The organism is Flavobacterium suaedae, from assembly GCF_014642915.1.
In the GTDB taxonomy this organism is placed as follows: Bacteria; Bacteroidota; Bacteroidia; order Flavobacteriales; family Flavobacteriaceae; genus Flavobacterium; species Flavobacterium suaedae.
This window is the reverse complement of sequence record NZ_BMJE01000005.1, coordinates 101,325-115,252: the sequence shown is the minus strand read 5'-3', so window position 1 is coordinate 115,252 and position 13,928 is coordinate 101,325. Positions and strand designations below refer to the sequence as shown.

The 13,928-nt window shown below is 34.4% G+C and carries 14 protein-coding genes and 1 tRNA gene; 7 read left to right on the top strand and 8 right to left on the bottom strand.

Annotated elements, in window-relative coordinates:
• Window positions 1-37: 37 nt before the first annotated feature.
• Window positions 38-1,312 carry a Glu/Leu/Phe/Val family dehydrogenase gene (locus IEW45_RS10700; RefSeq protein ID WP_188621245.1) on the bottom strand — a complete coding sequence of 425 codons (1,275 nt, stop codon included), beginning with the start codon at window positions 1,310-1,312 and terminating at the stop codon, window positions 38-40.
• A 245-nt stretch (window positions 1,313-1,557) separates the two neighbouring features.
• On the opposite strand from IEW45_RS10700, the gene IEW45_RS10695 reads away from it, so the two are divergent.
• From IEW45_RS10695 to IEW45_RS10680, 4 genes are all read left to right on the top strand, one after another.
• A complete protein-coding gene (locus IEW45_RS10695) occupies window positions 1,558-2,967 on the top strand; it encodes an MBL fold metallo-hydrolase (RefSeq protein ID WP_188621244.1) in 1,410 nt (469 codons plus the stop codon).
• 91 nt (window positions 2,968-3,058) lie between these two features.
• On the top strand, window positions 3,059-4,216 hold the full coding sequence (locus IEW45_RS10690; RefSeq protein ID WP_188621243.1) for a TlpA disulfide reductase family protein: 1,158 nt from the start codon (window positions 3,059-3,061) through the stop codon (window positions 4,214-4,216).
• A 181-nt stretch (window positions 4,217-4,397) separates the two neighbouring features.
• Window positions 4,398-4,483: transfer RNA gene (locus IEW45_RS10685), tRNA-Tyr, on the top strand.
• A 155-nt stretch (window positions 4,484-4,638) separates the two neighbouring features.
• A complete protein-coding gene (locus IEW45_RS10680) occupies window positions 4,639-5,463 on the top strand; it encodes a universal stress protein (protein ID WP_188621242.1) in 825 nt (274 codons plus the stop codon).
• 68 nt (window positions 5,464-5,531) lie between these two features.
• On the opposite strand, the gene IEW45_RS10675 is transcribed toward IEW45_RS10680, so the two are convergent.
• The 5 genes from IEW45_RS10675 to IEW45_RS10655 all read right to left on the bottom strand — a co-directional run bounded on the left by IEW45_RS10675 (window position 5,532) and on the right by IEW45_RS10655 (window position 8,534).
• Complete coding sequence (locus IEW45_RS10675; RefSeq protein WP_188621241.1) at window positions 5,532-5,963, bottom strand: MarR family winged helix-turn-helix transcriptional regulator; 432 nt, start codon at window positions 5,961-5,963, stop codon at window positions 5,532-5,534.
• 33 nt (window positions 5,964-5,996) lie between these two features.
• A complete protein-coding gene (locus IEW45_RS10670; protein WP_188621240.1) occupies window positions 5,997-6,482 on the bottom strand; it encodes a glutathione peroxidase in 486 nt (161 codons plus the stop codon).
• 74 nt (window positions 6,483-6,556) lie between these two features.
• Window positions 6,557-6,973, bottom strand: a complete 417-nt coding sequence (locus IEW45_RS10665; RefSeq protein WP_188621239.1) for an organic hydroperoxide resistance protein — start codon at window positions 6,971-6,973, stop codon at window positions 6,557-6,559.
• A 147-nt stretch (window positions 6,974-7,120) separates the two neighbouring features.
• Complete coding sequence (locus IEW45_RS10660) at window positions 7,121-7,822, bottom strand: SIMPL domain-containing protein (RefSeq protein WP_188621238.1); 702 nt, start codon at window positions 7,820-7,822, stop codon at window positions 7,121-7,123.
• Between the two features lie 58 nt (window positions 7,823-7,880).
• On the bottom strand, window positions 7,881-8,534 hold the full coding sequence (locus IEW45_RS10655) for a rhomboid family intramembrane serine protease (RefSeq protein WP_229665937.1): 654 nt from the start codon (window positions 8,532-8,534) through the stop codon (window positions 7,881-7,883).
• A gap of 106 nt (window positions 8,535-8,640) precedes the next feature.
• On the opposite strand from IEW45_RS10655, the gene IEW45_RS10650 reads away from it, so the two are divergent.
• On the top strand, window positions 8,641-9,534 hold the full coding sequence (locus IEW45_RS10650) for a lysophospholipid acyltransferase family protein (RefSeq protein WP_188621237.1): 894 nt from the start codon (window positions 8,641-8,643) through the stop codon (window positions 9,532-9,534).
• Here the strand turns inward: IEW45_RS10650 and IEW45_RS10645 are convergent.
• Both IEW45_RS10645 and IEW45_RS10640 read right to left on the bottom strand, forming a co-directional pair.
• The gene (locus tag IEW45_RS10645; RefSeq protein WP_188621236.1) at window positions 9,524-11,020 is read right to left on the bottom strand and encodes an aminotransferase class V-fold PLP-dependent enzyme; all 1,497 of its coding nucleotides are present in this window, start codon (window positions 11,018-11,020) and stop codon (window positions 9,524-9,526) included. The two genes, IEW45_RS10650 and IEW45_RS10645, sit on opposite strands and share 11 nt — an antisense overlap.
• Window positions 11,021-11,082: 62 nt before the next feature.
• Window positions 11,083-12,303: a porin gene (locus IEW45_RS10640; RefSeq protein WP_188621235.1), complete on the bottom strand. Its 1,221-nt coding sequence runs from the start codon at window positions 12,301-12,303 to the stop codon at window positions 11,083-11,085.
• 75 nt (window positions 12,304-12,378) lie between these two features.
• Here IEW45_RS10640 and prmA point away from each other — a divergent pair, with 75 nt between their 5' ends.
• Both prmA and IEW45_RS10630 read left to right on the top strand, forming a co-directional pair.
• Window positions 12,379-13,212 (top strand): 50S ribosomal protein L11 methyltransferase, encoded by an 834-nt coding sequence (gene prmA, locus IEW45_RS10635; RefSeq protein WP_188621234.1) that lies wholly within the window; start codon window positions 12,379-12,381, stop codon window positions 13,210-13,212.
• 26 nt (window positions 13,213-13,238) lie between these two features.
• Entirely contained in the window at window positions 13,239-13,514 is a 276-nt protein-coding gene (locus IEW45_RS10630; RefSeq protein ID WP_188621233.1) for an ATP-dependent Clp protease adaptor ClpS, read from the top strand.
• Window positions 13,515-13,928 lie beyond the last annotated feature (414 nt).

The window sequence follows — 13,928 nt, the reverse complement described above, 5'->3', positions numbered from 1 at the left end:
TAATATAAAAAAAGAGCCCGATTGGGCTCTTTTTTATTTATGGGAAAATTCCTCTTTGTTTGTATGCCATTTCTATTCGCGAAAGTGCTCGTATATATGCAGCAGTTCTTAAATCTGTTTTATACTGTACTGATGTATTTATTACACCGTTAAAAGCATCTTCCAGTTTTTTACGAAGTTTTACAATAACATCGTCCATGCTCCATATTTCACCATTACGGTTTTGCAGCCATTCAAAATAACTACCTATTACACCTCCTGAGTTACACAGTATATCCGGTATAATATCTACACCTTTCTCCAAAAGTATAACTTCCCCGTCAGTATCTACAGGTCCGTTAGCACCTTCTGCAACTACTTTAGCTTTTACGGTAGCAGCATTATCTTCGGTTATTTGGTTACCCAGTGCAGCAGGTATTATAATATCACAATCAATACCAAAAAACTTGTCAGAGTCATACTCTTCCATATTTTTATAGCCCATAATTGTGTTATTCTCTGTTTGGTAACGTAATAATCCTTCAGGGTCTATACCTTCAGGATTATATAATGTACCTGTAGCATCCTGCACACCAATTAATATTGCACCGTTTTTATGCATAAAGTGCGCTGCCCAGTAACCTACATTACCAAACCCTTGTACTATATATTTTTTACCTTCAAGTGTAGTACCGTTAAGTTTAGCCCAAGCCTCCAGTGTAACAACTACACCAAAACCTGTAGCCCTGTCACGTCCTTCAAGACCACCTGAACCTACAGGCTTACCGGTAACAACGTGTTGGTTTTTAGAACGCTCTGATGGAGATTTAGTAGACATATAAGTGTCTGCTATCCATGCCATCATTTGCGCATTAGTATTAACATCAGGAGCAGGAATATCGTGTTCCGGTCCTATATTATCACCAAGAGCATAAGTAAACCTTCTTGTAATTCTTTCAAGCTCAGCCTGAGAGTATTGCTTAGGGTCTATTTGTATACCTCCTTTACCTCCACCGTAAGGCAACCCTGCCAAAGATGTTTTCCAGGTCATCCATGTAGCTAATGCTCTTGCAGCATCAATATCTACAGTCGGGTGGTATCGTAAACCTCCTTTATAAGGACCCAAGGCATTATTATGTTGTACCCTGTATCCTGTAAAAACCTTTACACTTCCGTCATCCATTTTCACGGGAAAGTGTACTACAATTTCGTTATTGGTTATAGAAAGTATTTTCTTAACACTCTCGTCCAGCCCCATAACCTCAGCAGCTTTCTCAAACTGATTTTTTACGTTTTCATACATGCCCACTCTGGGCTTAATTGCTCTAGCCATAATTAAAATTATATCCTGATAATGATATACTTTTTCACTCTTTAAAAAAGCACACAAATATATAGCAAGTTTATGTATTTATTTCTTTTGAATTATTAAATTTTTAAAATCTAATCTATTATATAGCAAAGAATCTAAAACTTCATAAAAATTGAATCCTTAACATGCTTATTCCGTACTGTGTTTACGTATAAACGGCATATTTTGATACCTTTGTAGGAATTATACAATCCTATAGAGAATAGATGAAACTGGAGCAAATTTATACCGGCTGTTTAGCACAGGCAGCCTATTACTTGGAAAGCAACGGAGAAGCTGCAATATTTGACCCTTTACGAGAGGTGCAACCCTATATAGAAAGAGCCGCAAAGGATAATGCTAAGATTAAATATATTTTTGAAACACATTTTCACGCTGATTTCGTTTCGGGTCACTTAGACCTTGCCAAGAAAACGGATGCACAAATTGTATACGGTCCTACTGCAAAACCAAACTTTGAAGCTTTAATAGCACAAGACGGGCAGGAATTTAAAGTAGGTAATTACACTATAAGAGCAATACATACACCGGGACACACTTTAGAAAGTACCTGTTACCTGCTTATTGACGAAAACAATAAAACACACGGTATTATAACCGGTGATACTTTATTTATTGGTGACGTAGGAAGACCGGACCTTGCACAATCACTTACAGAAGAGTTAACACAGGAAGTACTGGCATCACATTTGTACGATTCATTACGCAATAAAATTATGCCGTTACCTGATGATATTACAGTATATCCTAGCCATGGTGCAGGTAGTGCCTGCGGTAAAAACATGAGTAAGGAAACTACTGATACACTTGGTAACCAAAAGAAAACCAATTACGCTCTTAGAGCGGATATGACAAAAGAGGAATTTATAGAAGAGTTACTTGATGGTTTGGGTAAACCGCCTGCATATTTTCCTCAAAATGTAATGATGAATATAGAAGGTTATGATAGCATTGACAGCGTTTTAGATAAAGGGCTTAACCCGCTATCCCCTACTGCATTTAAAGAAAAGGCAGAAAGTACTGATGCTTTAATTCTTGATGTAAGACCTCAGGATGAATTTGTAAAAGACCATATACCCGGCTCTATTTTTATTGGTATCAACGGTGCTTTTGCTCCTTGGGTTGGGGCATTAATAATGGATGTAAATCAGCCACTATTATTAGTTACGCCAAGAGGTAAAGAATATGAAACTATTACACGCCTTTCCCGTGTTGGTTTTGATAATACCTTAGGGTATTTAAAAGGTGGTATAGAAACCTGGAAAGAAGAAGGTAATGAAACCGATAGTATTCGTTCTATATCTCCTGAAAGTTTTGAACAGGGCTTAAAAGAAAATAATTTCCCTGTAATAGACTCACGTAAACCCGGTGAGTTTAATAACGGTCATGTTATAGATGCTGTTAACATTCCGCTGGATTATGTAAACGAGCAGCTGGCAGAAATACCTAAAAATAGTGATTTTTACATTCACTGTGCAGGTGGTTATCGCTCTGTTATTATGGCATCAATATTAAAGAGCAGAGGGTATCATAATATGATAAATGTAGAAAAAGGTTTTGGCGGTATTAAAAGTACAGGAATAAAAACAACGCTAAACACACCTGAATCTGCTTAAAACTAAAAGATTATATAATTTATGGCAGAAACTGCAACTAGCCATTTTTTAATTTACTTTTGCAGTATAGTAAACAACTGAAAGAAAAAATATGAAAAAATTATTATTTGTATTATTTGCTGCTTCAACAGCATTTGTATCATGTGAAAAATCACTTGGAGAGAATGAGTACGAAGTTACAGGTACAATTGGAGACACTATTTATAACGGTAAAAAGGTATACTTAGAAAAACAAGGTGGTTATATGGGGTTTGTTCCTGTAGATACTGCTGTGGTTGAAAACGGTAAATTTGTATTTAAAGATACTGTATCAGGACCTTCTCTTCACTTTATTTCATTTGAAGATAAGCCACAGGAAAAGGCTAACTTTATATTAGAAAGAGGTAGAATAACAATAGACATAAATACTGATACTATATATAAATCAGTACAAGGTGGTTCTTTCAATAATGAAAAACTACATGATTATTATACTAAAACAATGGCTAATAATAATAAAATGAGAGATTTTCAGAAAGAAAATCAATCTGTTATGATGAAAGCCAGACAGGAAAATGATACTGCTACAATGAATAAGCTTCAAAAAGATTATGAAGCGCTTACTAAAGATATGGAAACTACAAACAAAGAGTTTGTAAAAAATAACCCAAAGGCTTATGTAAATGTGTTTATTATAAAGCAATTACTGGGATCAGGGAATGCAGAGCGTGCTGAAGTTGAAGAACTTTACAATAACCTTGATGCTGAAGTTAAGAAAACTAAAGATGCAAAAGAAATTGAAGAGATGCTAGCTAAAATGAAAGAAACAGAAGAAGCTCAGGCAAAAGTTAGTGAAGGTAAAGTAGCCCCTGATTTTTCAGCTCCAAACCCTGAAGGGCAAACAGTTTCTCTTAAAGATGCTATGGGTAAAGTTACTATAATTGATTTTTGGGCTTCATGGTGTGGACCATGCCGTAAAGAAAACCCTAATGTAGTAGCTATGTATAATGAGTTACATGATAAAGGACTTAACATTATAGGAGTATCTTTAGATAAAAATGCTGAGGCATGGAAAAAAGCTATTGCTGATGATAACCTTACATGGACGCATATTTCTCACCTTAAGCATTGGGAAGATCCTATTGCAGCACAATATGGCGTAAGAAGCATTCCTGCTACTTTTGTATTGGATGAAAACGGTACTATAGTTGCTAAAAACCTAAGAGGTGAAGAACTAAAAGCAAAGGTAAAAGAGCTACTTAATAAGTAAAAACACCTTTTACATATACTTAAAATAAAAAAATCTCCTGTAGGAGATTTTTTTATTTATTTCACACACAACAGGTTAAATATATAAGTAAAAAAATGCTGTAAATATTATTTGTTTAGTAAAAAAACAACAGTATATTTGCAACCGCATTCAGCAAAATGGATGTGTTTTATAAAGGTTTGGGGAGATACTCAAGCGGCCAACGAGGGCAGACTGTAAATCTGCTGGTTTTCACCTTCGCAGGTTCGAATCCTGCTCTCCCCACCACAAAAAGCTCGATAGTTATATCGGGCTTTTTTTATTGCTACTACTATTATTTTATAAACTATATACTATTCAATATTAACATAGTAAGCACCAAACAGTACCTGGTTATTTTGTAAATTTATACTACATCTTTATAACCAATAAAATATATTAGAATGACAATTATTGCTACTACTGATTTCAGTGAGATTGCTGAGAATGCTGTAGAGTATGCTGCTGCGTATGCGGATGTTTGTAATGCACAGCTTATAATGTTCAATGCTTTTTCATACCCCGTACACGCATCTAACGCACACCTTTCTGCACAAAACTTTGAAGAACTCTTTAATAAAAACCTGGAACGATTAAAAAATAAAGCCAATGAACTGTCTGAGAAATACAAGGTAGAGGTTATCTCTGAAAGTTCTTTAGCGTATATAGAAGATGAGCTGATAGCTCTAACTGAAAAATATAATCCTGCTATGATTGTGATGGGAATGGTTGATAAAAGCCTTGAACAAGACCTTATAGGCAACACCACTACATCTGCAATTAAAATACTTGATGTACCTATTCTTGCCGTTCCTTTGGAAGCTAAGTTTAATACTTTAAAGAAAATACTTTTTGCCTGCGATAAGCCTCAGGAAATACCTCAGCATGTTATTGAAAAAGTAAAGGATATTGCACATTATTTAAACAGTGAAATTGAAATTTTTAGTGTTGATGAAAAAGTAAATCAACTAAGCGAAAAAAATTCTGATTCTCTTGCAGAAAATACAATTGATGAGCATCTTGAGGGAATTAATTATTATTATAAAAATGTAGAATCTAACGCTGTGATTGAAGAAATAAGAAAAGAAATAAAAAACTTTAATGCTAACTTACTTATTATGGCGCCCAGAGAATATGGTTTTTGGGAGTCTATAGTGCACAGAAGTAAAACCCGTATAATGGCATCGGGTTTAAGTATACCATTACTTTCTATACCTATAAAAAATTAAATACGTTAAAAAAATAAAGCCTTACTGTTGCTATGTAAGGCTTTATTTTTTATTACTCGTTTGGCTTATTAAAGCCCTTCAATCATCTTATAAAGGGTATTGTACATCTGCATAGCTTCTTCTTTGGTTATAGGGAGCTGCTCTGCCATATAAGCCGGTATTTGTTCAGCTTCTTGCCTCATTTCTCTTCCCTTTTCTGTAAGTGTAATTACAATACTTCTTTCATCTGTATGAGAACGGACTCTCTTTACTAAATCCTGCTCCTCCATCCTTTTTAACAAAGGTGTTAAGGTGTTAGATTGTAAAAACAACTTTTCTGCTATATAACTTAAATTAACACTGTCTTTTTCCCATAAAACCAATAAAACTAAATACTGCGGATATGTTATACCAAACTTTTTAAGCATAGGCTGGTAGCACTGCGTTAAAAGTCTGGAGGCAGTATATAAAGGAAAACATATTTGGTTTTCAAGTTTTAAAGGATCTATTTCTTTTTCCATATGAGTAAAGTGCGAAAAGGTAAAGTGTGTATCTTATAATAACTTATTTATATGCTTTTCTATTGCATCAGGTTTGGTTATAGGTGAGAATCGTTTATAAGGCTTCCCGTTTTTATCTATTAAAAACTTAGTAAAATTCCATTTTATCTTACTTCCCAACAAACCGCCCAGCTCTTTCTTTAAATATTTAAACACAGGGTGTGTATCGCTTCCGTTAACATCACATTTTTCTGTTAGCTGAAAAGTAACACCGTAATTTATCTGGCAAGCCTTTTCCAGTGTATCATTAGTTTCCGGTTCCTGATTGCCAAACTGATTACAGGGAAAGCTTAACACTATTAAACCTTTATCTCTATATTTTTGGTGCAGGGCCTCTAATCCCTCAAACTGTGATGATAATCCACATTTAGTAGCTGTATTTACTATAAGTACTACTTTATCTTTAAAATCTCCCATGGCTATTGTATCGCCTTTAGGAGTTTTAGCTGTTAAGTGATAAAAACTGTTATTGGCTGCCATTTGCTGTTTTTTATAAAGTTAAATAACGTATAACACTAAGAGAACAGAATTATAGATTATTTATGAATTAAAATTTACTGTATTTCCAGTTCTACCTCTATATTACCGCGTGTAGCATTAGAATACGGACAGACAGCGTGTGCTTTTTCAATAAGTTCTTGTGCTTTTTCTTTTTCAACTCCCGGAATTTTAGCTGTAAGCTTTACGGCTAATTGGTATCCGCCATCATCATTAGGACCTATAGCAACTGTTGCGGTAACTTCCGAAGAAGATGTTGTTTCTACTTTTTCTTTATTTATAATAAGGTTTAAAGCACTGTCAAAGCAAGCTGCATAACCTGCTGCAAAAAGTTGCTCAGGGTTTGTAGCTCCTCCTTCTCCTCCCATTTCTTTAGGTATACGTACTTTCACGTCTAATACACCGTCATGGCTTTTTACATGCCCGTTTCTTCCTCCTGTAACTGTTGCTGATGTTTGATAAAGTGTTTTCATATTTTTTCAATTATTTTATATTTAAATCGTGTACGATACAAATTTAATAAAAACAATTGCTTAAAGCCTATAACGAAATGTTAATTATATAAAACAAAATAGCCGAACACATCTGTTCGACTATTTTTATATAATAAATAAAGAATTTTATTTTCCTGTCACTTCAAATGTAATACTAACATTTGCTTTAATTTCTATTTCACCTACAGCAAGTGTTTCCTGTCCTGAACCACCGTCCATAGCCATAGATTTCATTTCCATAGCATACATTGGCGAGGGGTAGTTTGCACGTGTATTATCAGTCACCACTCTTGCATATCCTATTTTCAAACCTAAAGCTCCTGCATAATCCTCTGCTTTTTTCTTAGCATCAGCTACCGCTTTAACTCTTGCTTCGCTTTCGTACTGCTCCTGTTTAGAAGATTTAAAATCCACCCCTTGTATTTGGTTAATACCGGCATTGGTTAAGCCAACAATTAACTTATCATACATAGAAAGGTCTCTTAAATGTATGGTTATAGTTTGGGTAGCATTATAGTAATAATCCTGCTTTTTATAATTAAAATTTCTGTTCAGGTACACCCGTTGTGTTTGGTAGTCCTTCTTATCTATCTTAGATTTTTTCAGAAACTTCATTACACGGTCTACTGTTTCATCATTACTCTTTTTAACTTCATCAGCTTCTTTTCCCGTATTTACTACACCAATCGTTATTACCGCTTCATCAGGCGTAACTTTTACAGTTCCTTCTCCTGATACACTTATCTGTGGAAATGTGTCCTCCACCTGAGCTTGTGTAGTAGTAACAGCTGCTGTTAGTACTAATAGTGTCAATACAATTTTTTTCATAGTCAATTTTATTTATTGGTTTTTTCTCTAATAATTCAAAATATATGCCAGTTTTTATTTACATTTTCTTGAAGCGTTCCAACACAAATAATATTACAATAGGTATAGCAAGTAATATTACCATTAGCGTATTGGTTTGTAACATATACGGTGCTTGTGCTAATGTAATAAGGTAACCTGCTATAGCACCACCAAAGTGTGCTGTATGCCCTATATTATCAGTTTTTGCCCGCATGCCATATATAGAGTATAATAAATAGCCTATACCAAAGAGGTAAGCAGGTATTGGGAGTGCAAAAAATAAATAAAGTTTTCTGTCAGGATCAAATAATATAGCTGAATATAATACCCCTACTACTGCACCCGAAGCGCCTATTGCTCTGTAGTAATATTCATCTTTATGAAAATATAAAGTTAAAAGACTACCCGCCACCAAACTACCGAAGTAAACGAGTAAAAAAGGAAACACCCCCAATTCGTTTATTACTATTGGAGCAAAAAAGTACAGCGTAAGCATATTAAATATCAGGTGAATTGGATCGGCATGTAAAAATGCACTGGTAAACATTCTGTACTGCTGCCCTGCCCTAACACTACCTACATGAAATTCATATTTATGAAAAAACAGTCGGTCGTTAAAGCCCTTATAGCTTACAATAGAATTAGCAATAATAATTAGTAATAAAGAAATAGGTATATCTAAACTTCCCATTAAATAGTATTTTTCTGTAAAAATAACTATTGTTCAGGTATTTTAAGAAAGAAAACTCATAACAAAAACTTAATAAATAATAAAAAGTATATTTGCAAAAAAAGAAATGCAATTAATCGCGTATATATTACTATATCCCCTTCTTTACTTAATCTCTATACTACCCTTTCCCATACTATATTTTTTATCGGATATACTATACGTGATAACCTATTATATAGTAGGGTACCGAAAGAAAACAGTACGGGAAAATCTTCAACTGGCATTACCTCACCTTAACGACGCTGAAAGAAAAAAGATAGAAAAGAAATTTTACCATCACTTTTGTGACACTTTATTTGAAATGATAAAGACCATGACCATTTCTGAAAAAGAAATGAAGAAAAGGTTTGTTTTCGAAAATATAGAAGTGGTAAAAGAATATGAAGATAAAGGCAAAAGTATAGCACTAATTTGTGCACACTATGCAAGCTATGAATGGTTACTTGTAATGAACAAATACCTTACTACACACAAAGGGTTTGGTATTTATAAAAAGATAAGGAATAAATATTTTGATAAACTGGTACGCAAAATAAGAGGCAAATTTGATGCTGAACTTATTGATACCCGTAGCACTATCCCCACAATGAGACAAAACCAGCGTGATGGTGTATTAGGGTATTACGGTTTTTTAAGTGACCAGTCGCCAAAATTAAAAAATGCAGTATACTGGACAGAAGTTTTTGGTGTAGAAGTACCTGTGCATGTGGGTGCTGAGCTATTAGCCAAAAAACTTGATATGAATGTAATGTTTGTAAAAGGCAGTAAAATAAAACGAGGCTATTATAAAGCTGAATTTATACCCTACCCGCAAACTCCTAAAGATGTACCTAACTTTGAAATTACTGATGAGTTTTTACGGTTAATGGAAAAGCAGATACTGGAAGCTCCTGAATATTACTTATGGACGCACAAACGCTTTAAACATCGCGGGAAAGCTCCTAAACCTAAAGCGTAAACCAACTTTTAGCCATTTCAGTTTCTTTACGGCCATCGTTTTTGTGTACAAACTCGTTTGAAGCTCTTATATAGTCATACTCTTCCGCCCACTCTTCGTGGTTAGCTGCAAGTGCTTTTATACTTTCGCATACATACTTTACCTCTTCATCTGTAGTAGTTGGGTGTATAGACATACGAATCCAACCAGGTTTTTGTATTAAATCACCTTCAGTAATTTTATTGGTAAGGTAGTGCGATTTTTCTTCATCAACGTGCAGTAAGTAATGCCCGTAAGTACCGGCACAACTACAACCGCCACGAGTTTGTATACCAAATCTATCATTTAGTATTTTAACCCCTAAGTTGAAGTGTAAGCTATCTATAAAGAAAGATATTACCCCTAATCTGTTTTGGTGCTGTGGTGCTAAAATATTAATATTATCAACATTACCTAATTCAGCGAAAATATATTCTATAATTTCTTCCTCACGCTTAAGCATATTTTCAACACCCATTTGCTCTTTTAGCTTTACAGCTAATGCTGTTTTAATTACTTGTAAAAAGCCGGGAGTTCCGCCATCTTCACGTTCTTCTATATTATCTAAGTACTTATGCTCGCCCCAAGGGTTAGTCCAGCTTACTGTACCACCACCCGGGTGATCAGGTATCATGTTTTTATAAAGTTTTTTATTAAACACCATTACTCCTGATGTACCGGGACCTCCTAAAAACTTATGCGGAGAGAAAAATATAGCATCAAGGGCAGCCTCTTCGTCTTCAGGGTGCATATCAATGCTTACATACGGCGCAGAACAAGCAAAGTCTACAAAGCAAACCCCGTTATAGCGGTGTACCAGTTTTGCAATATCATGATAAGGTGTTTTTATGCCTGTTACGTTAGAGCAACCTGTAACCGAAGCTATTTTAAGTGTATGGTTTTTATGCTCTTCAAGTAGCTTTTTAAAACTTTCCATGCATATAAGACCCTGCTCGCATGCGGGTATTACTACCACTTTGGCTATTGTTTCTAACCACGATGTTTGGTTAGAGTGGTGCTCCATGTGGGTTACAAATACTACAGGCTTTTTTTCGTCCGGTACTTTAGTATACTCTCTTAAATTCTCAGGTACTTTAAGTCCTAAAATACGCTGAAATTTATTAATAACCCCTGTCATACCTGTACCGTCTGTAATTAGTATATCATCAGCATTGGCATTAACATGGTCTTTAATTATATGTCTTGCTTCATGGTAAGCATTTGTCATAGCAGTACCCGAAACGGTAGTTTCGGTATGTGTATTGGCTACAAACGGACCAAACTCATTAATTATTTTTTCCTCTATAGGGCGATAAAGCCTTCCGCTGGCAGTCCAGTCGGTATATACCATTTTCTTTGTTCCGTATGGTGATTCAAACTCTTGGTTTATGCCAATAATGTTTTTACGAAATTTATCGAAATATTGTTCCAAACTGCTTTTAGTAGTTGTGCTTTCTGCCTGTAACATAGGTAATAATTAAAGTTTTAAAACATTACAAATTTAGCAATTTTATAACGATATAGTTCAACTTATATTCCTATTTCAATTTGGAACCTTGTGTACCAGTCTTGCCCTGAAGTTCCATCGTAATACGAAAGGTCGTTAATACTGAACTCCAACTGCATTTTAAAGGAATGTTCCCATATATATTTGGTAACCCCTACACTATACTGATTGGTATCCGGTGTGTAGTAATGTATTTCATCTTCCACTTTTTGAGTGGAGAATCTGCCTATTACCTCATAATCACTTGGGAATAAATAACTCAACTGCCAGTCAAAACCATGCCCTGTATATACATATTCAATATCAGTATCATCCAAAGGGTTTACAGTAACAGGGTTATCTGCTACACGTTGCATATAAGCTGTTTGGAAAGACCACCCGTCATACTTTACCATTGCATCTAAAAATAACGACTGCATATCACGCTTTTCAAAAAGGTCATTACCTAACTGCCCGCGTGTTCTTCTTGCTTTATTATTAAACTGGTATGCCCCTGATATAAGTAATTTAGGAGTGCTTTCTCTGGCAATATCGCCTTCAAAATAAGTACCGTTGCGTTTAAATACCCCAAAAGGGTAAAATTCTGCTTTTCCTGTATAAGCCAATCCATTATCAGGTTCTCTGGTTGAGTTACGCCCCTCTCCCATACTTATAGCGCCTTTAAAGTTGTATGAAAATTTATCCTCATATTCATTAAAGTTATGTATTTGCACACCAAAGTCTCTGTCAATAGTAAAGCGTGCATTGTTTATAGTCCTGTCTGTAAGTTGTAATGCTCCTGATGAGTTTATACGCTGGCGGTTACCCGGTAATTTTGTTTGCCCAAAACCAATAGTCCAGTGCTTATTAGGACGGTAAAATAAAACAGCGTCACGAATAATATTTACATTCTCCCCTTCATGAACCTGCCCTACATCGCCCGGAGCAAAAGAAAGTTGTATTGCATAAAGAAAGCGAGGATCTCCTACATAACCGTCAAAACGTAATCGTAAACGGCGAATTTGTGCATCTACAGCGCCTTCTTCTCCGTCATTTTGCAAATAAGTAGCTCTGTTTTGCATACGGAAACGTATATTAAACTGAAAAAGACTATCAGGTGAAGTAAGCCCTAAACCTTTACCATAACTGTAATACGGTAAAGCTGCTAATTTAATGTCATTATTTGTTTTTGTTCTTTCAATAGTTACCTGTGCATTCACGGAAAAGCAACAGATAAATAAGATTAAAATTAATGATTTATTCATGTTGTGTTTACTTTGGCGCAAACTTACTATTAATTTTTGCAAGGGTTATGCTACCTTTGTAAAAAATTTAATTACATGTCTAATACATACATGGAGTACCGTTTTAAAGTATCTCCGAAAGAGCTGGGTACCGAAATACTTATAGCCGAACTAGGTGAAACAGCATTTGAAAGTTTTATAGAAACAGACGAAGGTTTCTCTGCTTATATTCAAAAAGATTTATGGACTGAAGGTGTACTAAATGATATACAATTATTACAGTCACCTGAATTTAAAATTGAATATGAAGTTACAGAAATAGAGCAGGTAAACTGGAATGAGGAATGGGAAAGAAATTTTGAACCTCTTTCGGTTAGTGATGCTTGTTATGTACGTGCGCCTTTCCATGAAAAGAAAGATGTACAATATGATATTGTTATTGAACCTAAAATGAGTTTTGGTACAGGGCATCATGAAACTACCCACATGATGATACAGCACTTGCTTGAAACAGATGTTAAAGGCAAAAAAACATTAGATATGGGCTGTGGTACTGCCATACTGGCAATACTTGCCGAAATGAAAGGAGCAAAACCTATTGATGCTATAGATATTGATAATTGGTGCTACTTAAACTCAATAGAAAATGCTGAACGCAATAACTGTAAGGAAATCAGCGTTTATGAAGGTGATGCTGCTTTACTGAAAGGTAAAAACTACGATGTTATTATAGCGAACATTAACCGTAACATTCTTTTAAATGATATGGACAGCTATGTAAACTGCCTTAATAAAGATGGTATATTACTTTTAAGTGGTTTTTATGAAGAAGATATTCCACATATAGATGAAGCTTGTACCCAAAGAGGGTTAAAATTTGATAAAAAACATAAACGTAATAATTGGGTTGCGTTAAAATATGTAAATTAGCAGTATAAGGAATTAAACTATTAAGTATGAGTACTAAAGAAGAAGTTTTAGAAGAAGTATTGCAGGAAGAAAGCGTTTCTTTTAACAACGAAATTATATTGTATAATGACGAGGTAAACACTTTTGACCATGTGATAGATACATTAATGAGAGTTTGTGAGCATACTCCTGAACAAGCTGAGCAATGTTCACTAATTGTACATTATAATGGTAAATGCACAGTTAAATCAGGTGAATATAAAGATTTAAAGCCGCAATGCACACAACTCCTCGAGGCAGGCTTAAGTGCTGAAATTATATAAATAAAAAAAAGGAGCTATATAGCTCCTTTTTTTTATTTACTCTTCCCTACTTACTCATTACTATTTTTTCTATAATTAATATAAGGACAGCAAATCCTTCTGCTTTTCTCTTTTACAAAAGCCCTATTTTAAAATTGCATATCTACATTTTTAAATAATAATAAACTTCTTTAATGTTTCTAATTACAACTACATCTTAACTACATATAGTCATAAAATGTAGTTGTAGTCTTAATTTCAAAGCCTTTAAGTACTACAACAAAACACCAATCTATTAAATATCACCTCAACATTACCTCAACATCTGTTGTTTTAAAGCTATTTGAGAGAAAAATAAAATTATCATTTTTATAATATTTAACCTAAAAAGCAATACATAAATCAATATATAAAGATAAAAATTAAAGTATGTAT